This is a genomic window from Kribbella sandramycini (genome assembly GCF_013131805.1).
GTDB classification, from domain to species: Bacteria; Actinomycetota; Actinomycetes; order Propionibacteriales; family Kribbellaceae; genus Kribbella; species Kribbella sandramycini.
Window position 1 is genome coordinate 413,323 of sequence record NZ_JABJRC010000009.1, and the last position, 19,594, is coordinate 432,916.

General features: G+C 68.8%; 20 protein-coding genes. 11 read left to right on the forward strand and 9 right to left on the reverse strand.

All coding sequences use genetic code 11. The features are described 5' to 3' along the window. Positions 1-59: 59 nt before the first annotated feature. Genes HPO96_RS31985 through HPO96_RS31995 form a run of 3 tightly spaced genes read right to left on the reverse strand, consistent with a single transcriptional unit; the run spans position 60 to position 3,139 of the window. Positions 60-1,649, reverse strand: coding sequence for an ABC transporter permease (locus HPO96_RS31985; RefSeq protein ID WP_171678109.1), 1,590 nt, complete (start codon positions 1,647-1,649; stop codon positions 60-62). After that, complete coding sequence (locus tag HPO96_RS31990; RefSeq protein ID WP_171678110.1) at positions 1,646-2,545, reverse strand: ABC transporter ATP-binding protein; 900 nt, start codon at positions 2,543-2,545, stop codon at positions 1,646-1,648. Before HPO96_RS31990 ends, HPO96_RS31985 begins: the two co-directional genes overlap by 4 nt. Before the next feature lie 6 nt (positions 2,546-2,551). Then, the gene (locus HPO96_RS31995) at positions 2,552-3,139 is read right to left on the reverse strand and encodes a TetR/AcrR family transcriptional regulator (protein ID WP_171678111.1); all 588 of its coding nucleotides are present in this window, start codon (positions 3,137-3,139) and stop codon (positions 2,552-2,554) included. Between the two features lie 133 nt (positions 3,140-3,272). On the opposite strand from HPO96_RS31995, the gene HPO96_RS32000 reads away from it, so the two are divergent. From HPO96_RS32000 to HPO96_RS32020, 5 genes are read left to right on the forward strand one after another with little or no spacing between them, the layout of a single operon-like run. Further along, positions 3,273-5,066, forward strand: a complete 1,794-nt coding sequence (locus HPO96_RS32000) for an ABC transporter substrate-binding protein (protein WP_171678112.1) — start codon at positions 3,273-3,275, stop codon at positions 5,064-5,066. After that, positions 5,063-6,082 (forward strand): ABC transporter permease, encoded by a 1,020-nt coding sequence (locus HPO96_RS32005; protein WP_171678113.1) that lies wholly within the window; start codon positions 5,063-5,065, stop codon positions 6,080-6,082. The genes HPO96_RS32000 and HPO96_RS32005 overlap by 4 nt, the downstream gene beginning before the upstream one ends. Continuing rightward, entirely contained in the window at positions 6,079-6,963 is an 885-nt protein-coding gene (locus HPO96_RS32010) for an ABC transporter permease (protein ID WP_171678114.1), read from the forward strand. Before HPO96_RS32005 ends, HPO96_RS32010 begins: the two co-directional genes overlap by 4 nt. Next, the gene (locus tag HPO96_RS32015) at positions 6,963-7,913 is read left to right on the forward strand and encodes an ABC transporter ATP-binding protein (protein ID WP_171678115.1); all 951 of its coding nucleotides are present in this window, start codon (positions 6,963-6,965) and stop codon (positions 7,911-7,913) included. Before HPO96_RS32010 ends, HPO96_RS32015 begins: the two co-directional genes overlap by 1 nt. After that, entirely contained in the window at positions 7,907-8,824 is a 918-nt protein-coding gene (locus tag HPO96_RS32020; RefSeq protein ID WP_171678116.1) for an oligopeptide/dipeptide ABC transporter ATP-binding protein, read from the forward strand. The genes HPO96_RS32015 and HPO96_RS32020 overlap by 7 nt, the downstream gene beginning before the upstream one ends. Before the next feature lie 66 nt (positions 8,825-8,890). On the opposite strand, the gene HPO96_RS32025 is transcribed toward HPO96_RS32020, so the two are convergent. Beyond that, positions 8,891-9,142, reverse strand: a complete 252-nt coding sequence (locus tag HPO96_RS32025) for an amphi-Trp domain-containing protein (RefSeq protein ID WP_171678117.1) — start codon at positions 9,140-9,142, stop codon at positions 8,891-8,893. 73 nt (positions 9,143-9,215) lie between these two features. Between HPO96_RS32025 and HPO96_RS32030 the strand changes: the two genes are divergently transcribed. Genes HPO96_RS32030 through HPO96_RS32040 form a run of 3 tightly spaced genes read left to right on the forward strand, consistent with a single transcriptional unit; the run spans position 9,216 to position 11,037 of the window. Next, positions 9,216-9,551 carry an ArsR/SmtB family transcription factor gene (locus HPO96_RS32030; RefSeq protein ID WP_171678118.1) on the forward strand — a complete coding sequence of 112 codons (336 nt, stop codon included), beginning with the start codon at positions 9,216-9,218 and terminating at the stop codon, positions 9,549-9,551. Next, positions 9,548-10,348 (forward strand): VOC family protein, encoded by an 801-nt coding sequence (locus HPO96_RS32035; RefSeq protein ID WP_171678119.1) that lies wholly within the window; start codon positions 9,548-9,550, stop codon positions 10,346-10,348. Before HPO96_RS32030 ends, HPO96_RS32035 begins: the two co-directional genes overlap by 4 nt. Further along, positions 10,345-11,037: a phosphotransferase gene (locus tag HPO96_RS32040; RefSeq protein ID WP_202886639.1), complete on the forward strand. Its 693-nt coding sequence runs from the start codon at positions 10,345-10,347 to the stop codon at positions 11,035-11,037. The genes HPO96_RS32035 and HPO96_RS32040 overlap by 4 nt, the downstream gene beginning before the upstream one ends. On the opposite strand, the gene HPO96_RS32045 is transcribed toward HPO96_RS32040, so the two are convergent. Genes HPO96_RS32045 through HPO96_RS32065 form a run of 5 tightly spaced genes read right to left on the reverse strand, consistent with a single transcriptional unit; the run spans position 11,015 to position 16,065 of the window. Further along, a complete protein-coding gene (locus tag HPO96_RS32045) occupies positions 11,015-12,307 on the reverse strand; it encodes a DUF58 domain-containing protein (RefSeq protein WP_171678120.1) in 1,293 nt (430 codons plus the stop codon). The two genes, HPO96_RS32040 and HPO96_RS32045, sit on opposite strands and share 23 nt — an antisense overlap. Further along, complete coding sequence (locus HPO96_RS32050; protein WP_171678121.1) at positions 12,307-13,281, reverse strand: AAA family ATPase; 975 nt, start codon at positions 13,279-13,281, stop codon at positions 12,307-12,309. Before HPO96_RS32050 ends, HPO96_RS32045 begins: the two co-directional genes overlap by 1 nt. Further along, positions 13,278-14,423, reverse strand: coding sequence for a DUF4350 domain-containing protein (locus HPO96_RS32055; protein WP_171678122.1), 1,146 nt, complete (start codon positions 14,421-14,423; stop codon positions 13,278-13,280). Before HPO96_RS32055 ends, HPO96_RS32050 begins: the two co-directional genes overlap by 4 nt. Further along, a complete protein-coding gene (locus tag HPO96_RS39765) occupies positions 14,420-15,055 on the reverse strand; it encodes a DUF4129 domain-containing protein (RefSeq protein ID WP_171678123.1) in 636 nt (211 codons plus the stop codon). Before HPO96_RS39765 ends, HPO96_RS32055 begins: the two co-directional genes overlap by 4 nt. After that, on the reverse strand, positions 15,052-16,065 hold the full coding sequence (locus HPO96_RS32065; protein ID WP_171678124.1) for a hypothetical protein: 1,014 nt from the start codon (positions 16,063-16,065) through the stop codon (positions 15,052-15,054). The genes HPO96_RS39765 and HPO96_RS32065 overlap by 4 nt, the downstream gene beginning before the upstream one ends. Positions 16,066-16,301: 236 nt before the next feature. Here HPO96_RS32065 and mtrA point away from each other — a divergent pair, with 236 nt between their 5' ends. From mtrA to HPO96_RS32080, 3 genes are all read left to right on the forward strand, one after another. Next, the gene (gene mtrA, locus HPO96_RS32070) at positions 16,302-16,979 is read left to right on the forward strand and encodes an MtrAB system response regulator MtrA (RefSeq protein ID WP_141859693.1); all 678 of its coding nucleotides are present in this window, start codon (positions 16,302-16,304) and stop codon (positions 16,977-16,979) included. A gap of 113 nt (positions 16,980-17,092) precedes the next feature. Continuing rightward, positions 17,093-18,757, forward strand: a complete 1,665-nt coding sequence (mtrB, locus tag HPO96_RS32075) for an MtrAB system histidine kinase MtrB (RefSeq protein WP_337796895.1) — start codon at positions 17,093-17,095, stop codon at positions 18,755-18,757. Beyond that, positions 18,754-19,594 (forward strand): LpqB family beta-propeller domain-containing protein (locus tag HPO96_RS32080; RefSeq protein WP_171678125.1); only part of this gene is annotated, 841 nt, incomplete at its 3' end. The genes mtrB and HPO96_RS32080, both read left to right, overlap by 4 nt.

Genomic DNA, 19,594 nt, shown 5'->3' on the forward strand with positions numbered 1-19,594 from the left:
GCGCCGAATCAGGCGTCCGCCGCGTCCAGCTCGGCTACCACCTCCTGTCGTTCGTGCACTCATCCGACCGGGAGGTCTCGGAGCCGGAACCCGATCAGGCCGGCGGCGCCGAGAGCCGCGGTGATTGCCAGGAGAACCAGGAGTGGAGTAGCTGAGATGGGACCGCCTGGGAGTTGGGGGAGGTGCCGGAACGGGGAGATGTCGTTGACCCAGGCGGCTACCTGGACGCCGGCGTTGGTGAGGCCGATCAGGATGCAGATCGCCGGGCCGGCCCAAGCTGCTGGTGAGAGGCGCGGTAGCAGGCCGAAGAGGGCCAAGGTGAGTGCGGCCAGCAGCCAGACCGCTGGGAGCTGAACCAGCGCCGCCCCGACCAGCCGACCGACCTGGTGCCCGACGTCGTCCACCGCCATCCCGTAGGTCAGACCGGTCGCTGCCCCCGCGCCGAGCAGTGCGACGGCCGGGCCGAGCAGGCTGAAGACGAGGTGACTGGCGGCCCACTGCAGCCGGCCGGTCGCGGTCGCGAGGACCGGCTCCGCCCGCCCACTGGTCTCCTCGACGCGCAGCCGCAGCGTGGCCTGGACGGCGTACGCCGCCGCGATCAGCCCGATGATCATCATCACCCCGACCAGATACGAGTCGATCAACCCGGCCGCGCCACCCATCCGCTGGAAGATCTCCTGAATCGCCGGATCGTCCCGCATCAGGTCGCCGACGCCCTCGGCCACCCCGCCGAACAGCAACCCCAGCAGCACGAACGCCGACGTCCACGCGATCAGCAACCCGCGATGCAACCGCCACGCCAGTCCGAACGGCGACCCCAGCGAACCTTCGGCGGGCCCGAGCCGAGCCGGCAACAACCCGGAGCCGACATCCCGCCGGACGGCGAGCTGTACCGCCGCGACCACCAGCGCAACAGTTGCCAACAGCAACAGGATGCCGACCCACCACCGGTTCGCGCCGTACGGATGGATGCGCTGCGCCCACCCGACCGGCGACAGCCAGGACAGCCACGCCAACGGCCCGTCCGCGTGCCCACTCGTGTCGCCGACGGCTCGCAGTACGAACGACGCCCCGAGCACCCCGATCGCGATCCCGCGCGCCGTCCCGGCATTCGCGGTCAACTGCGCAGCCACGGCGCCAACAGCCGCGAAAACCCAACCACAGCCGGCGAATTCAAGACCTAGTGCGAACGACCCGGCCAGCGCGAAGCCCTGGCTGTACATCCCCAAGGCCAGCAGGACGCCGAGCAGCAGATTCGCCCCGAACGTCGTGAGTAGCGCCGCCGCCAGGCCGGCATGCCGCCCGGCCACACTCGACCCGAGCAGCTCGCTCCGCCCGCTCTCCTCCTCGACCCGGGTATGCCGGATCACCGTCAGCAGCCCGATCAGCCCGACCATCAACGGCACGAACCCGAGTCGCCAGGTGACGAACTCACCAAGGCTGGTCCCTTCCAGCTCGCCGTACAGGGTGATGAACCCCGCGTTGTTCGCATAGCTCAGCCGCGACTCCGCCGTCGGGAACAGCTCCCCGTACGTCGAGGCGAAACTCATCGGAATCGCGCACAGCACCACGATCCACAGCGGCAGCACGACCCGATCGCGCCGCAGGATCAACCGGATCAGACCGCCGGTCCCCGCCAGCGTGGTCATCGCGAAGCCTCCGGTTCGTAGAGCCGCAGGAACAGCTCCTCCAGCGACGGCGGCTGGCTGACCAGGCTCCGGACGCCGATCTCCGTCAACTGCCGAAGCACCGGATTGAGCTCGTCGGTGTCGACGTCGAACCGCACCGACCCGTCCTCGACGTGCAGATCATGGACGCCGGCCAGCGCCGCCAGACCGTTCGACGGGCCGACCAGCTCGGCGCGGATCGACGTCCGGGTCAGATGCCGCAGGTCGGCCAGCGTCCCGCTCTCGACCGCGCGTCCGGCCCGGATGATCGTGACCCGCTCACAGAGCGCCTCGACCTCGGAGAGGATGTGACTGGACAGCAGCACCGTCCGGCCCTCGCCTGCGCTGATCTCCTGTACGACCTCGCGGAAGACCTCCTCCATCAACGGGTCCAACCCCGAGGTGGGCTCGTCGAGCAGGAGCAGTTCGACATCCGACGCGAAGGCGGCGACGAGCGCGACCTTCTGCCGGTTGCCCTTCGAGTACGTGCGGGCCTTCTTCCGCGGGTCGAGGTCGAACCGTTCGAGCAGTTCGGCCTTGCGCTTCTTGTCCAGCCCGCCGTGCATCCGGCCGAGCAGGTCGATCGCCTCGCCGCCGGACAGGTTCGGCCAGAGCGTGACGTCGCCGGGGACATAGGCCAGCCGCCGGTGCAGCGCGGTCGCCTCCGACCACGGGTCGGCGTCCAGGACGCGCGCCGTCCCGGACGTCCGCCGGGTCATGCCGAGCAGGATCCGGATGGTGGTGGTCTTCCCGGCGCCGTTCGGGCCGAGGAAACCGTGCACCTCGCCGGTGCGTACCGACAGGTCGAGGCCGTCGAGGGCGCGGGTGCGCCCGAAGGTCTTGACCAGTCCTTCCGTGCTGATCGCCGCTGCGGGCATGGTCGGTCAGTCCTTCCGTAAGTTGTCGGCCTGCTCGGGGGTGAGCAGGGGCTGGGAGAAGATGTCGACGAAGGCCCGGGTCATCCGGGCGTAGCCGGTCGGGGAGGCGATGTCCTCGCCGAGGGCGAGCTCGAGCAGGTCGCGGAGCACGAAGACGCCGAGTTTCATCACCGCGATCACCGCCGACCAGGCCCGGTAGTCGTCGGTGACGACCCCATGGGTCTTCGCCCACTCGGCGCCGTACTCGACGGTCTGCAGGAACAGCGCGACCGCGGTCTCGGAGCCGTCCATCATCGAGCGGGCCATGTAGGTCTGCAGCGGGAACGAGACCGGCTGGATCGAGGCCAGGCTGATGTTCTCCAGACCGACCTCGTCGACGAGCTCCCGGCCGAGGGCGAACATCCGATCCCGCGCGTACTCGTCACAGGCCTGCCGGAGCGCCTCCTTCGAGCCGAAGTGGTGCCGCAGCAGCCCGGACGAGACGCCGGCCTCGGCCGCGATGTCGCGGATCGATGCGCCGTCGATCCCGCGCTCGCTGAACAGTTTGATCGCGGCGTCCCGGATCCGGGCGCGGGCGGTCAGGTCCTCGCTCATTCCGTCCTCCCTGGGCTACACAATCGAGTAGACAACTACACGACTGTGTAGTCAAGCCGGAAAATGGTGACGGAGTCATGTCTTTTGTAGGTATTTCATTGACATGACGGGCTCGGTGGTGAGACTTCTTCCCATGATCAAACGGTGGCTGGCGGCGGTTGGCGTGCTGTGTCTGGTGATGGCGATCCCGGGGACGGCGTTCGCCGCCGACCCGGCTCGCAAAACCGTTCGGGTCGGAGTCACCCAGGCGGTCGACTCGATGAACCCGTTCCTGGCTGTGCGGCTCGTCTCCGGGTCGCTGCAGCGCTGGATGTACAGCTTCCTGACGGTCCCCGATTCCAAGACCCTGCAGCCGAGCCCGGATCTGGCCGAGTCCTGGACGACGTCACCCGACGGGCTGACCTGGACGTTCAAGATCCGCCAGGCGAAGTGGTCGGACGGACAGCCGATCACCGCCGCGGACGCCGCCTGGACGTTCAACAAGATGATCGACGACGACGCCGCCAAGACCGGTAACGGCCCGGCCGTGGAGAACTTCGCCGGTGTCACGGCGAACGGCCAGGAGCTGACGATCAAACTCAAGGCGCCGCAGGCGTCGATGCTCGACAACCCGGTGCCGATCATGCCCAAGCACGTCTGGGAGAAGGTCACCGATATCGCGAAGTACGAGGCGAACGAGTACCCCGCCGTGGGCAGCGGCCCGTACGTCGCCGTCGAGCACAAGAAGGACCAGTTCGTCCGGCTCGCCGCCAACAAGGACTACTGGCGCGGCGCCCCGAAGATCGACGAGCTGCAGATGATCTTCTACGACAACCCGGCCACCGCGATCGTCGGGCTGAAGAAGGGCGATATCGACCTGATCGGCCGCCTCGCACCGCCGGACTTCGAGTCGCTGAAGAGCGATCAGAACATCGTCCAGTGGAACACCGAGGGCCGGCGGGCGACGTACCTGCAGATCAACCACGGCGCGACCACCAGTGACGACAAGCCGGTCGGCGACGGGCATCCGGCGCTGAAGGACCCGAAGGTCCGGCAGGCGCTGCACCACGCGATCGACAAGCAGAAGCTGGTCGACGAGACGCAGAACGGGCTGGCCCGGCCGTCCGACGGATCGATCGTCCCGCCGATGTACAAGGACTTCTTCTGGGAGGCGACCGGCGCCGAGAAGATCACCTACGACGCTGCCAAGGCCAACCAGTTGCTCGACGAGGCCGGCTACCAGAAGGGCGCCGACGGCCTGCGGACGATGCCGGACGGCTCGCGGAAGCTGCAGTTCCGGTTCTCCATCCACACCGACGCGCCGATGGAGGAGAAGCTCGCCGAGTACCTGACCGGCTGGTTCAAGGAGATCGGCATCCAGCTCACCACCAAGCGGCTCGACTCCAGCAAGTTCACCGAGGAGACCGGGACGACAGCGCTGTTCGACATCGCGATCAGCGGCTGGTCGGTGAACCCGGACCCGGAGGAGGTGCTCGCGACGCACCTGTGCAGCCGGCGGCCGACGGCGTCCGGTGAGGGGGGCGGCACCGAGTCGTTCTACTGCGATCCGCAGTACGAGGAGCTCTACAAGCAGCAGCAGAAGGAGCTCGACCGCGGTAAGCGCGCGGAGTACATCAAGCAGATGGAGCAGCGGCTGTATGTCGATGCGCCGGTGATCGCGCTGTACTACCCGAACAACCTGGAGGGCTACCGCAAGGACCGGATTGCCGGCATCACCTCGATCCCCGAGGACAAGGGCATGCTGTACGGCGGTAGCGGGTTCTGGCCGTTCTACACGGTGACTGCGGTGACGGCGTCCGAGACGGCCGAGGACGACGGCGCCAACACCGGGCTGATCGTCGGAGTGGTGGCCGGAGCGCTCGTGCTGATCGGGGCTGCGATCTTCCTGGTCCGGCGGCAGCGCGGCGCCGCCGACGAGCGCGAATGACGGTAGTCACCGAGGTCGAAGCGGCTCCGGCCCGCCATGGGTTGCTGCGCTACGCGGCGACCAAGGCGGGCGGGGCGCTGCTCAGCATCGCGATGGTGGTGGTGGCGACGTTCTTCCTGTTCCGGTTGCTGCCGGGAGACCCGGTCCGGGCGCTGGCGCAGGGGCGGAACATGACGCCGGAGCAGCTGGATCTGGAGCGGGCGCGGCTGGGGCTGGACAGGTCGATCCCCGAGCAGTTCCTGCACTTCGTCGGGCAGACGCTGCGCTTCGACCTGGGGACGTCGTACGAGTACAAGCGCCCGGTCCTCGACCTGATCGGGGACCGGATCTGGCCGACGCTGCTGCTCACCGGAACGGCGCTGGTGATGGCTGTCAGCCTGGGCATCTGGCAGGGTGCGCGGGCCGGGTGGAAGCCGGGCAGCCGGTTCGACAAGTTCTCCACGGCGATCTCGCTGGTGCTGTGGTCGGTGCCGACGTTCTGGCTCGGGCTGTTGCTACTGATGGTGTTTGCGGCCGGCGTCGGTCCGATCCCGGGGGTGTTCCCGACGCGCGGAATCGCCAGTGTGGATGCGCCGGACGGTTTCGGCTACGTGCTCGATGTGGCGCAGCACATGGTGCTGCCGTGTCTGACGCTGGTCGCGGTCGTCTATGCGCAGTACCTGCTGGTGATGCGGTCGTCCGTACTGGATGAGGTCGGTCAGGACTACATCACGACCGCGCGGGCCAAGGGGCTGCGTGATGACGACATCCGGCGTCGGCACGCCGTACCGAATGCGCTACTGCCGACGGTGACGTTGGTGTTCATGCGGATCGGCTTCGTGGTCGGGGGTGCGGTGACGGTCGAGGCGATCTTCAGTTGGCCGGGGTTGGGCCAGCTGTTCTACGAGGCGATCCGGGTGCCCGACTTCACGCTGATGCAGGGGACGTTCTTGCTGATCACGGTGTCGGTGATCCTGATGAACACGTTGGCCGACGTGATCTACCACGTCCTGGATCCGCGGGTGCGGTCGGTATGAGTTCACTGGCGTGGGTGCGGCGTAGGCGTTCGGTCCAGCGGTTCTGGGCGGAGTTCCGGACGCACAAGGCCGGTGTGGCCGGCCTCGGCGTACTGGTGGTGGCGGTTGTACTGGCGTTGATCGCGCCGCTGTTCATCGATGCCGGCGTGACGAACGTCGTCAGCGGGACAGGCGAGAAGCTGGCGCCGCCGTCGCTGGATGCGCCGTTGGGGACGGACGAATCCGGGCGGTCGGTGCTGCTGATGATCTGGTGGGGTTCGCGGACCTCGCTGCTGATCGGGTTCCTGGCAGCCCTGCTGAGTATGGTGATCGGGACGGTGCTCGGGATCGCCGCCGGGCACTTCCGCGGCTGGCTGGGCGCGATCGTGTTGCGGATCACCGACTGGTTCCTGGTACTGCCGTCGCTGGTCACGGCGCTGGTGCTGGCGGCGATTCTGGGTGGTAGTACGGCGACGATCATCGTCGCGATCGGGGTGACGTCGTGGCCGTCGACGGCGCGGCTGATCCGTGCGCAGACGCTCGCGGTCGAGGCCCGTCCGTACATCGAGCGCTCGCTGGCGCTGGGCGCCGGGCACTGGCACATCACCACGCGGCACGTGTTGCCGAATGTGGCGCCGCTGCTGTTGGCGAGTACGACGCTCGAGGTCGCGAGCGCGATCGTCACGGAGTCCACGCTGGCGTTCCTCGGCGTCAGCGCGAACAAGACGTCGTGGGGGACGATGCTGCGCGGCTCGTACGACTGGGGCGCGGCGACCGCGGGCGCGTGGTGGTACATCCTCATCCCGGGGCTCTGCATCGTCATCGTGGTGATGGCTTTCACCTTGTGCGGCAGGACTTTGGAGACCGTGCTGAACCCTCGACTGCGGACCCGGGCGGCCTGATGCTGGAACTCGATTCGTTGTCCATCACCTACCGCATCACCGGCGGTGAGGTGCCCGCCGTCCGTGGGGTATCGCTGTCGGTTGCTGCGGGGGAGGCGGTCGGGCTGGCGGGGGAGTCGGGCTCGGGGAAGTCGACGATCGCGTTGTCGCTGCTGCGGTTGCTGCCACGGACGGCGCGCCTCGACGGGCGGATTCTGCTGGACGGCGACGACGTACTGGCGATGAAGTGGGGGCGGCTGCGGGCCGTGCGCTGGTCGACGGCGTCCATCGTGTTTCAGGGGGCGCAGCACGGGCTGAACCCGGTGCGGCGGGTTGGTGAGCAGATCGCGGAGCCGCTGCTGGTGCACAAGCTGGCGTCGGGGGCGGCGGCTGAGCGGCGGGTGCGGGAGCTGCTGGAGCAGGTCGGGTTGCCGGCTTGGCGGGCGCGGAGTTATCCGCATGAGCTTTCGGGCGGCCAGCGGCAGCGGGTGATGATCGCGATGGCGCTGGCGTGCTCACCGCGGCTGATCATCGCGGACGAGCCGACGACCGCGCTCGACCTGATGGTGCAGGCGCAGGTGCTGACGCTGATCCGCGAGCTGATCGCGTCGCACGGGATCTCGTTGCTGATGATCTCGCACGATCTGTCGGTGCTCGCGGAAGTCTGCGACCGGCTCGCGGTGATGTACGCCGGTCGCCTGGTCGAGACCGGGCCGTCGGACTCGCCGTTCGAGCATCCCTACAGCCGGGCGCTCTCGGCGGCCTTCCCGACGGTCGGTGACCCGGCGTCGCGGTTGGCTCCCCGTGGACTGGCCGGTGATCCGCCCGATCCGCAGTCCTTGCCCGGTGGTTGCGCCTTCCATCCGCGCTGCCCCGCCGTCCAGGAGACCTGTTCGACGACTCCGATCGACCTTCGGCCCGCTGGTCCCGATCGGCAGGCGGCCTGTGTCCTGGTGGAGGAAAAGTGCTAGAGGCAACGAATGTCTCGGTCGAGTTCGGCCGGGCCCGGGCGGTCGACGGCGTCAACCTGTCGGTCGGCGCCGGTGAGATCGTCGCCCTGGTCGGCGAGTCCGGCTGCGGCAAGACCACCCTGGCGCGGACGCTACTTGGGCTGGAGCGCCCGGCGTCCGGCACGATCTCGTACGACGGCGCCCCGCTGAGCTATTCGGGGCGCGCGCTGCGGGCCTTCCGGCGGCAGGTCCAGCTCGTCCTGCAGGATCCGATGGGCTCGCTGAACCCGCGGCACACCGTCTACGAGGCGGTCGCCGAGGGGCCGCGGATCCACCGGCTGCCCGACGAGGAGGCCGTCGTCAGCTCGGCCCTCGCCCGCGCCGGCCTCCGGCCGCCGGAGCGGTTTTTCCTCCGCTACCCGCACGAACTCTCCGGCGGCCAGCGCCAACGCGTGGTGATCGCCGGCGCCCTGGCCCTCGACCCGCGCATCCTGATCGCCGACGAGCCGGTCGCCTCCCTGGACGCCTCGATCCGCGGCGAGATCCTCGCCCTGCTGCTCCGCCTGCGCGCCGACCTCGGCCTCGGCGCCCTCGTCGTCACCCACGACCTCGGCCTGGCCTGGAACATCGCCGACCGGGTCGCCGTCATGTACCTCGGCCGGATCGTCGAATCCGGCCCCACCGAGGACGTCCTGACCAACCCGCAGCACCCCTACACCCAGGCGCTGCTCTCCGTCCTCCCCGACTCCCCGCACCGCATCGTCCTCACCGGCGAACCCCCGGACCCGACCCGGATCCCCACCGGCTGCCGCTTCCACCCCCGCTGCCAACTAGTTGCCACTGGCAACGGCACCCCCGCCTGCGCCACCCAGCCCCTCCCCATCCTCAGCACCGCCCCCGGCGTCGCCTGCCACCTCACCCCCACGAACTGACCGGCCGGAGCCCCCAACGTCGCGGGCCCCGGCCGGTCCTCACCTCACCGGGGGTTGAACCCCCGCTCACACCTCGTCGTCGTCCTCAGGCTCTTCCTCGGCGTCGGCCAGCGCCCACTTCAGCTGGAACTCGACCTCTTCCTCATCCTCCGACCGCTCGTGCTCCACGCTGATCCGAGCATTCTTCGGCACCGTGAACCGCTCGCCGGCCACCTGGATCCGGAACGGCTTCCCCGCCTCCAGCGCATCCGCCAACCGCCGCAACTTCGCCGCAAAATCAGCAACCGAGTAGTCCTTCTCAACATCTCTCTCACTCATGAGGCCTATCCAACCAACTCAGGGGTTCTTCCGGTACTTGACAATAGTTAACGAATGAGTGAACTATTGCAGGATGGTGGAAGCTCAGGTGGACAGGTTCTTCGAAGTCCTCGCCGACCCGACCCGGCGGCAGGTCGTCCAGCTCCTCGGTGAAGGCCCCCGGCGCGCCGGTCAGCTGGCCGTCGCCACCGGAGCGTCGTCCCCGGCGATGAGCAGGCATCTCCGCATCCTGCTGGAGGCCGGCCTGATCGCCGACGAACGCGTCCCGGACGACGCGCGTGTCCGCCTCTTCCATCTCAACCCCGAGCCCGTCGTCGCCGTCCAGGCCTGGCTCGACCAGGTCCAAGCGCACTGGCGTGACAACCTCGGCGCCTTCAAACGTCACGTCGAAACCAGGGAGAAGCGATGACAGCCACCGCCGCGACCGCGACCGTCGAAGTCCCCGTCGACCCCGACACTGCCTTCTGGATCTTCACCGAGGAGATCGACCTCTGGTGGGTTCGCGGCCCGATCAACTTCTTCGACGCCGCCCGCGCCACCGCCATGCACATCGAACCCCACCTCGACGGCCGCATCCTCGAGGTCTACGCCCTCCCCGACGACGTTCTCGAATTGGGCCGCATCACCGCCTGGAGCCCCGGCAACCACTTCACCTACCGCAGTTCCGTCGACGACACCCAAACTCACATCACCTTCACCCCCACCGACTCCGGCACCGAAGTCACCGTCGTCCAATCCCTCGTGCAAGACGGCGCCAAAGCCTTCTACTTCTGGCCCAACGTCATCAGCTGGTTCCCCGCCTGGCTGTCCCGCCGCGACACGGCGCCCAGCACTCCCCGCGAGGCCGACCGCCTCGCAATCGCCTTGTACTACGAGGATCCAGCCGCGGCGGCCCGCTGGCTGCACACCGCCTACGGCCTCGACTCCTGGTCGACCATCCCCGCCGAGGGCAGCAGCCCCTCCTGGATCGAGCTCAACGTAGGCACCCGAGCCATCCTCCTCTTCCCCCGCACCGCCCCCAACCCACCCCAGAACGACCACAGCACCTGGATCTTCGTCGACGACCTCGACGCCCATTTCGCCCAGGCCACCGCCGCCGGCGCCAAGATCCTCACCCCCATCCACCAACACGGCTACCGCCGCTACGAAACCCAAGACCTGGAAGGCCACCACTGGACCTTCGCCCAAGCCCGCCCCACCCAGTGATCCCGCTGTCTGGCGGCCGTCTCACGCCAGGAGTAGTCCGCGACGGCGAGACCGTCCGTCGCCCCACCCCACCCGGCACCGCCGAGCTCCTCGACCTCCTTGCCGCACGTGGTTTCAAGGGCGCTCCGCGCTACGTGGCACCCGGCGTCCTCACCTACGTCGAGGGCAGCGTGCCGGCGCGCTTCCAGATCTGGTCGGATTCGCAGATCGCCGATTTCGGGGTCCTCCTTCGGGCCTTCCACGAAGCCACCCGCGGCAGCGCGCTGGCTGCTCCGCACGAGGTCGTCTGCCATCACGACCTTGGCCCGAACAACACCGTCTTCCGGGACGACCGGCCGGTGGCGCTCATCGACTTCGACCTGGCTGCTCCGGGCAGTCCGCTGGAGGATTTCGGGTACGCCGCGTGGACGTGGTGCATCGCGTCGAAGTACGACGATGTCGACCGCCAGGCTGCTCAGGTCGCACTGCTGGCCGACTCCTATCAGCTGACACCCGCGCAGCGCTCTGTGGTCGTCGATGCCGTGCTGGAGCGCCTGAGCCGTAACTCCCGTTTCTGGGCTGAGACAACAGCACCAGTCACGTCCGCGCAACGCGCGGAATACATCGCGTGGTCGCGCCGGGAGCATGCCTTTGTGGGCATGCACCGAGCGGTCTTCGAACAGGCCCTCAGAGGCGGCCGGCTTTTTTGAGGGCTAGGTAGGTGTCGGCCAGGGCGGGGGCTATTTGGTCTGGGTTTTCGTCTACTACGGTGACGCCGGCTCGGGTGAGGGTGGCGGTTAGGCGGTCTCGGTCCAGGCGGGTGCGGGCGGCTGAGGCGGCGTTGTAGACGTCGATGAGGTCGGTGCGGGTGGCTTCGAGTTCGGTGAGGCGGGGGTCGGCCACGGAGGCCAGGACTACTACGTGGCGGCGGAGGAGGGGGGCTATGACGGGGAGGAGGGACTCCTCGATGACGGCTGGGTCCAGGCCGGTGAGGAGGACCACCAGGGAGCGTTGGCCCAGGCGTTCGAGGACTTGGGAGACGACGATGCGGAAGTCGGTTTGGACCAGTTCGGCTTCTACGGGCGCCAGGGCGTTCACGAACGAGGGGAGGACGTCTTCGGGGGCCGGACGGCGGACGTCGGCGCGGACGGCGGAGTCGCAGGCCAGCAGGGAGACGCGGTCGCCGGCTCGGGTGGCCAGGGCGGCCAGGAGGAGGGCGGCGTCCATGGCGTGGTCGAGGCGTGGGGCGTCGCCGACGCGGCCGGCGGACATGCGGCCGGAGTCGATGACGATGGCGACCTGTCGGTCGCGTTCGGGGCGCCAGGTGCGCAGTACGACGTTGCCGCGGCGGGCGGTGGCTCGCCAGTCGATGCTGCGGACGTCGTCGCCGGGGACGTAGTCCCGGAGCGAGTCGAACTCGGTGCCCTGGCCGCGGACGAGCAGCGCGGTCCGGCCGTCGAGCTCCCGCAGACGGGCCAGCCGCGAGGGCAGGTGTTTGCGGCTGTTGAACGGCGGTAGCGCTCGCACCGTCCAGTCAACGCGGTGCGAACCCTGCCGGCCGGCGAAACCGAGCGGACCGATCGACCTAACCGTCACCCGGTCGGCCTGTCGGTCGCCGCGGCGCGTGGGGACGAGGTGCGTGGTCAGCCGACGACGCTCGCCGTGTGGCAGGTCCAACCGGTGCGGCGGGTCCTGTACGCCGGCAGACGGCACCCAGGCGTCGCGCAGCAGGCCCTTGACGCGCCGGCCCGGGTTCGCGACCAGCAACTGCACAACGGCCTGCTGACCAAGGCGTACGGCGGTGTCACCCTCACGGCTAAACTGCAGCCGTCGCGGCGACCCAGCCAACAAGATGTCGACCAGACAGACCAGGACGACCGCAGCGATCACCAGACCGATGCCACCCCAGCTCGGCAGCACCAGAGCGACGAAGAGCACCCCGACGCCCGCCAGCACCGCGGCCCTGCCCGTGAGAACCATCAGCGCGGTACTGGCACGGTCGCCAGGACGCTCTCCAGCACGGCGTCCGAGCTGACACCCTCCAGCTCAGCCTCCGGCCGCACCTGCACCCGGTGCCGCAGACAAGGACGCGCCATCGCCTTCACATCGTCCGGAATGACGTAGTCCCGACCAGACAGCCAAGCCCAGGCCCGCGAGACCGCCAGCAGCGCCGTCGCACCACGCGGTGACACACCGAGCTGCAGCGACGGCGACTGCCGCGTCGCCCGACACACGTCCACGATGTACGCCAGCACGTCGTCCCGGACGGCGACCTGACGTACGGCGCCCTGGGCGGCCAGCAGATGCTCTGGACCAGCCACCGGCCGCAGACCCGCCGCCTCGAGGTCACGCGGGTCGAAACCCTGCGCATGCCGAGCGAGGACGGCGATCTCGGCGTCCCGCGGCGGGATGTCCAGCGTGACCTTCAGCAGGAACCGGTCGAGCTGCGCCTCCGGCAGCGGGTAGGTGCCCTCGTACTCGATCGGGTTCTGCGTGGCGGCCACCACGAACGGCACCGGCAGTTTCCGCGACTCGCCGTCGACGGTGACCTGCCGCTCCTCCATCGCCTCCAGCAGCGAGGACTGCGTCTTCGGCGGCGTCCGGTTGATCTCGTCGGCCAGCATGATGTTCGTGAACACCGGCCCGGGCCGGAACTCGAACTCACTGGTCTTCGCGTCGTACACGAGCGATCCGGTCACGTCACCGGGCATCAGGTCCGGTGTGAACTGCACGCGCTTGGTTTCCAGCCGCATGGCCGTCGACAACGCCCGCACCATCAGAGTCTTCGCCGTACCCGGCACACCTTCGAGCAGGACGTGCCCGCGGCAGAGCAGCGCCAGCACCAGCGCGGTGACCGCGGTCTCCTGACCGACGACCGCCTTGCCGATCTCGGTGCGCAGCGCCACCAATGCCTGCCTCGCCTCTTCGGCGGTGATCTCGGTAGTGGTGGTCACGGGTGTCGTACCTCCTGCGTCAGTACGTCGAGTTGATCGGACAAGTTCAAGAGGGCCACGTCGTCCATCGGCGGCATGCCGTACAGGACTTCGTGCACCAGTAGCGGATCCCAGCCGGTGCGGGTCGCGATCGTTGCGACCACTGCGCTCGGCTCGGCCCGCCGGGGGATGCCATGTGCCTTCTGCAGCTGACCGAGCGCGGACTCGCGCAGCGCGGCCGCAGCCCGGTCTCTGGCCCGAGAACGCCGGTAGAGCCGCGCACGACCCTCAGTGGTCTCAGCTGCGTGCACGATCACCGGCAGCCGCTCCACCACGACCGGCCCGAGCCGGCGGCCCCGCCAGATCGCAACGATCAGCGCGGCGAAAGCGAGCGCCCAGGCGATGTAGCGGACGGACGGCGGCACCAGCGGCGGGCCGGAGTCGTCAGCAACGGAGTCACCGGCCTCGTACTGCGGCAGGTACCAGGTGAGGTTCTGATGCGTGCCGATCAGGTTGAGCGCCAGTGCGGCGTTGCCGTCGTCGGCCAGCTCGGCGTTGGTGAACGTCCGCGACGTCCCGACCACATCCACGATGCGACCGGCTGTCTCCAGGCGGACGACGGTGTTGTTGATCCCGTCGCCGTAACAGACCTTCGCGGACGGCGGCGCTGTGTACGCGGCCCCGCCGACCTCCGCCGTACCGGCCTTCACTGCGGCCGGGAGGTCGCAGCCGGGCTGGCGGCTGCTGTAGCTGAGGTTTTGCGCGCTGTCGCGCACACCGGGGGCCAGAATCTCCAGCGCGCGGTCACCGGGCCGGATGAGGATCAGGTGGCTCCAGCGCGCGTCAGCGATCCGCCTCAGGTCGTCGCGGTCCAGCTGGCCGTTCGGACCGATCAGCAGCGTTTTGCCCTCGCCCGACTCGACTGCGTCCGCCAGGTACTCCGACCCGGTGACCTTGACGCCGTGCTTCTGCAACAGGTTCGACAGCGCGCGGGCGCCGTTCTGCTCGGTGGAGTCCGGGCTGAAGGGCCCTGAGGTCGGCGCGATACTCGCGATCATCACGACGATCGACACCAGCACGATGACGCCGGTGATCAGCAGCGGCTTGCGAAGCAGCCGCCAGCTCTCACCCGCGGTGCGGCCGACCGGAGTGCTGGTACTCACGCGACCACCGTGATCCGGGCTTTGCGAGCGGCATCGTCCGCGGCGACGGTGACGGCGTACCGCTGCGGATTGCCCGGACGGTTGCCGTAGACAACCTCGGTGAACGCCAGCGCGGCCGGCTGCAACACCTCACGCAGAGCCGGCGCCGACCGCCCGGCGTCCGCCACGACCTCGTACGCCGTCCGCCCAGCACGGTCGTCCAGGATCGTCCGCTCGGTCAGCTCGGAGACGCACGCCCGGAACCGGCTGCGGACGGCCGCCGTGTAGTCGCCCGATGCGGCCTCCTGCTCGGCCAGCGCGCGGTACTCGGCCGCACTGCGCGGTTTCGACGTGTCGAAGACGGACTGCGACTTGCCACTGCGCTCGGTGGTCCGCAGCACTCCGGCACGCCAGAGCACCACGATGACGATCAGCACGATCAGCGCGAGCAGCAGGAGCGCCCCGACGTGGCTGTTCTGGGAGGCGCCGGTGACGCCGTCCAGCAGCTCCGCGATCCACGACAGCACCTTCTGGACGGCGCGCTCGATCAGTGAGCCGCCCGACTCCCGGTACGCCGATTTGGACAGCTCCTCGGCCGCCTCCCGGGCGGCCTGCTCACGGTCGATGTCGATCGGCGGTTCGGCAAAGATCACTGACTACCTCCGGAGCGCAGACCGGGCCGCAGCCACAGATCCAGGCCCTCGCGCCGTACGCGCAGGTCCAGATAGAGGAGCGCTTGCACCGCGGACATGAAGGCCAGACTGGCGATCAGAGTCAGAACTGTCGCGAGACCCGCCGCAGCGGCGACGACAATGCCGATCACGGTCGCACCGGTGCTCTCGCTGGAATCGGCCCAGGAGCCCACCGTGACGACGAGTGTGGTGGCTCCGAACTGCAGGGCGTAGCTGACGATGTTCACCACCAGGCCGGCGAAGAGCAGGATGCCGACCACGCGCCAGAACTTGCCCCGGACGAGCTGCCAGGAACGACGCAGCGCCCCCCAGACGCCGACCCGGACCGGAATGTAGAGGCCGATATCAGGGGCGTACCGGCCTTCCATCAGCACCACAGTGCCTGCCAGCACCAGCCGAATGCCGAAGATCAGCACCAACACCGCGCCGAGCAGCATCAGCGCGATCGCAACGCCACCAGCGACCGCACCTGAGACTGCGGACTCCGCACCGGCGCCGACACCGAACACCAACAGGCCCCAGCCGCCGATGAGCACGATGAACGACAAAGACTGCATCAGACCCACAGCGGCCAGTGAAGGCAGCGCACGGCGTACCAGCCGGAGCAGCTCACGTGCGTCGACCCGCTGCGCCAGCTGACTGCGCACTGCGGCCAGAGCGATGATCCCGGCCAGCATGCTCGACACGACGGTGAAGAGCACGAGCTGAACGCCGTACGTGAGCAGCAGCGCCCCACCGGCCTGCTCGAACGGGTCCTCCGCGCCGAAGAAGCCACTGATGCCACCTGGTACGGCGACCTCGGTCAGCGCGGCCTGCACCGCCACCAGCGAGACTCCGGCCAGCACCGGCAGGCCCAGCATGATGGCCTTGTTGTCGGAGATCGTCCGGGCCGCGTTGTCGAGCAGGTCCGCGGGCAGCCACGGCCGCAGCGGCTCCGCACCGCTGTCTTCGTGCAGCCTGATATCGCTCATCCGCGCCCCTCCCCTCCACTGATATCCCACCCCGAGTTGTACTGTTCCGCCACCCCGGTTTGTTAAGGCTCCGGGCCGTGCACCATGATCACAGCCCAAACCGGGGGTCATTCGGCGATCCGGCGTGTGCACTACCCGGGGAATGGGACACTATCCGTAGTGCGCCCGTACGGCAGGCACCGGGCGGACGACGATCGGACGGCAAGGAGCAGCGCGTGGCAGATGGTAACCGGACGATGCGGGGCCGCATTCTCATCGTCGACGACGACACGGCGTTGTCGGAGATGCTCAGCATCGTGCTGCGCAACGAGGGCTACGACACCTATCTGTGCGCGACCGGTGACAAAGCGGTACCGGCGTTCCGGGAGTTCAAGCCCGACCTGCTGCTGCTCGACCTGATGCTGCCGGGGATGGACGGGATCGACGTCTGCCGGGCGATCCGGGCCGAGTCCGGCGTGCCGATCGTGATGCTGACCGCCAAGAGCGACACCGTCGACGTGGTGCTCGGGCTGGAGTCCGGCGCCGACGACTACGTCGTGAAGCCGTTCAAGCCCAAGGAGCTGGTGGCGCGGATCCGCGCCCGGCTGCGCCGCATGGACGAGCCCGGTCCGGAGTCGCTGACCATCGGCGATCTGACCATCGACGTGGCCGGCCACTCGGTGAAGCGGGCCGGCGAGACCATCCAGCTGACGCCGCTGGAGTTCGACCTGCTGGTCTGCCTGGCCTCCAAGCCCTGGCAGGTCTTCACCCGTGAGGTGCTGCTGGAGCAGGTCTGGGGCTATCGGCACGCCGCCGACACCCGGCTGGTCAACGTGCACGTGCAGCGGCTGCGGTCCAAGATCGAGAAGGACCCGGAGCACCCGGAGATCGTCGTCACCGTCCGCGGTGTCGGTTACAAGGCGGGTGCGGACTGATCGAGTACGGACGCGACCAAGAGTCGCAGGTTGTCGCCGACCCCGTCGTACCGGCCGGGCCGGGGCAGCAGGCCGCCCCCGAGCAGGAGGCGGCCGAGCCGCGCGGCACGGAGGTGGAGCTGACCGCCGCTGCGGTTGACTGGCATGCCTACCCGCAGCCGCTGTGGCGCACGCACCCGAAGTACTGGCCGGACATCTGGCGCCGGTCCATCCAGGCCCGGATCGTCACCGGGACGCTGCTGATGTCGACCGTCGTCCTGATCCTCGTCGGCTGGGTGATGATGAGCCAGGTGACCGACGGCGTCCTGGAGTCGCGTCGGGAGAGCGCTCAGGCCGAGGCGGCCGCGCAGCTGGCCTCACTGACCGCCACGATCAACGCAGCTGACCAGACCAAGGTCAACCAGCAGCTGTCCCAGCTGGTCCTCGGCACCAACCGGCCAGGCCTGTACGACGTTCTGCTCGTGCCGATCGGCAACGCGGGCTCGAATGCGATCCGCTACACCGGCCAGGTCAACACGGACTCGATTCCGCAGGTGCTGGCGTCGTCCGTGAACACCAATGACGCACCGCTGCTGTTCGACACCTACACGCTGATCAACTACCGCGAGGACAAGCCCAGCGTGCCGGGGCTCGTTATCGGCTCCCAGCTCCGGGTCACGAGCACAGGCGACAAGTACGGCGTCTACTTCCTCTTCCCGCTCACCGCGCAGCAGGAGACGCTGGACGTCGTTCAGCGCGCGCTCGTCACCGCAGGGCTGCTGCTGGTCGTTCTGCTCGGCGCAGTGGCGTGGCTGGTCACTCGGCAGGTCGTTACGCCGGTGCGGATGGCTCGCCGGATCGCTGAGCGACTGGCCGCCGGCAAGCTCGAAGAGCGGATGCAGGTCCGCGGTACCGACGACCTCGCCCGGCTCGCAGTGTCGTTCAACAAGATGGCCAGCAACCTGCAGCGCCAGATCCGGCGGCTGGAGGAGCTGTCCCGGCTGCAGCGCCGGTTCGTCTCCGACGTCTCGCACGAGCTGCGGACGCCGCTGACCACAGTCCGGATGGCAGCCGACTTGCTGCACGAGAGCCGCGACCAGTTCGATCCGATGAGCCGCCGGTCGGTCGAGCTCCTGCAGAACGAGCTGAACCGCTTCGAGGAGCTGCTGGCCGACCTGCTGGAGATCAGCAGGTTCGACGCCGGCGCCGCCGCGCTGGACCTCGAGGACGTCGACCTGCGCGACATCGTCAGCCGTGTACTGGAGAACCACGAGACGCTGATCGAGCGCAAGGGGTGCGAGGTGCAGCTCGACATGCCCGAGCCGTGCCGCGCCCAGGTCGACGCGCGCCGGATCGAGCGCATCCTGCGCAACCTGGTCGGTAACGCGATCGAGCACAGCGAGGGGATGCCGATCCGGATCAGCACGGCGTACGACGACGACGCGGCCGCGGTCGCGGTGCGCGACCACGGGGTCGGGTTCCGCGCCGAGGAGGCCGAGATGGTGTTCAGCCGGTTCTGGCGCGCCGATCCGGCCCGGGCGCGGACGACCGGCGGGACGGGGCTGGGGTTGTCGATCGCGCTCGAGGACGCCCGGCTGCACGGCGGCCGGCTCGACGCGTGGGGCTCGCCGGGGGAGGGCGCGTACTTCCGGCTGACGCTGCCGCGTCGGCCCGATGTCGCGCTGACCGGGTCGCCGCTGCCGGCGCGCCCGTCCGACGCGAGCCGGGTCATCACCGAGAAGTCGCTGGTCGACGTCGGAGCGCCGTACCAGAAGCTGACAGGTGGTGAGGAGCTGTGAAGCTGAGGCCGCTGGTCGCAGCGCTGGCCGCATGTGTGCTGCTGCTCACCGGGTGCGCGACTGTGCCGACCAAGGGGCAGCTGCGCAGCGGGAACCGCGAGGGGCTGGCTGACGATCAGGGCGGTGTCGGAGTCGAGGCCAAGCCGCCGCGCGAGGGCTCTGATCCCACCGCGATCATGGCGGGCTTCCTGGAGGCCATGTCGGACTCCAACCAGTTCGACACCGCCCGGGAGTACATGACGCCCGAAGCCGCGGCGAACTGGCAGCCCGAGAAGCAGACCATCGTCTACGAGCAGAGTCCGGACTCGCTGACCCCGAAGCCGGGCGGGTTCCAGCTGTCCGCGCGACAGATCGCCACCATCGACGACCGGGGCGAGTGGGCGCCGTCCCGCGCCGAGAGCAAGACGAACTTCTTCTTCGGGATCGCCAAGGTGAACGGCCAGAACCGGATCACCACCGCGCCGCCCGGGGTGCTGCTGGCCAACAACCAGGCGTCGTTGAAGCTGCTGTCGTTCGACCTGTACTTCTTCGCCCGGGACCGGAAGACCCTGGTGCCGGATCCGGTCTACCTGCCGCGGAACCCGTCCAACGGGCAGACGGCGACGCTCCTGGTCCAGGAGCTGTTGAAGGGGCCGACGAAGCGGCTGGGCAACGGCGTCGTCTCGATGGCGCCGCCGGGCACCGCCATCCAGGTCTCCGTGCCGGTCGATCACTGGAATGGGAATCTCCGTAACCAAAAAAGCCCGCGCCCCCGACGGGGAGACACGGGCTGTGCTGTGACTTTCGGTGATGACGCGGGGTGGCGGCGCCGGGTAGCAGGTAGCAGCCGGTTACACC

What these genes read in the sequence shown, in the direction of transcription:
- HPO96_RS31985 (WP_171678109.1), bottom strand. Translation starts at nt 1,649, where the DNA reads ATGACCACGCTGGCGGGGACCGGCGGTCTGATCCGGTTGATCCTGCGG.
- HPO96_RS31990 (WP_171678110.1), bottom strand. Translation starts at nt 2,545, where the DNA reads ATGCCCGCAGCGGCGATCAGCACGGAAGGACTGGTCAAGACCTTCGGG.
- HPO96_RS31995 (WP_171678111.1), bottom strand. Translation starts at nt 3,139, where the DNA reads ATGAGCGAGGACCTGACCGCCCGCGCCCGGATCCGGGACGCCGCGATC.
- HPO96_RS32000 (WP_171678112.1), top strand. Translation starts at nt 3,273, where the DNA reads ATGATCAAACGGTGGCTGGCGGCGGTTGGCGTGCTGTGTCTGGTGATG.
- HPO96_RS32005 (WP_171678113.1), top strand. Translation starts at nt 5,063, where the DNA reads ATGACGGTAGTCACCGAGGTCGAAGCGGCTCCGGCCCGCCATGGGTTG.
- HPO96_RS32010 (WP_171678114.1), top strand. Translation starts at nt 6,079, where the DNA reads ATGAGTTCACTGGCGTGGGTGCGGCGTAGGCGTTCGGTCCAGCGGTTC.
- HPO96_RS32015 (WP_171678115.1), top strand. Translation starts at nt 6,963, where the DNA reads ATGCTGGAACTCGATTCGTTGTCCATCACCTACCGCATCACCGGCGGT.
- HPO96_RS32025 (WP_171678117.1), bottom strand. Translation starts at nt 9,142, where the DNA reads ATGAGTGAGAGAGATGTTGAGAAGGACTACTCGGTTGCTGATTTTGCG.
- HPO96_RS32030 (WP_171678118.1), top strand. Translation starts at nt 9,216, where the DNA reads ATGGTGGAAGCTCAGGTGGACAGGTTCTTCGAAGTCCTCGCCGACCCG.
- HPO96_RS32035 (WP_171678119.1), top strand. Translation starts at nt 9,548, where the DNA reads ATGACAGCCACCGCCGCGACCGCGACCGTCGAAGTCCCCGTCGACCCC.
- HPO96_RS32045 (WP_171678120.1), bottom strand. Translation starts at nt 12,307, where the DNA reads ATGGTTCTCACGGGCAGGGCCGCGGTGCTGGCGGGCGTCGGGGTGCTC.
- HPO96_RS32065 (WP_171678124.1), bottom strand. Translation starts at nt 16,065, where the DNA reads ATGAGCGATATCAGGCTGCACGAAGACAGCGGTGCGGAGCCGCTGCGG.
- mtrA (WP_141859693.1), top strand. Translation starts at nt 16,302, where the DNA reads ATGCGGGGCCGCATTCTCATCGTCGACGACGACACGGCGTTGTCGGAG.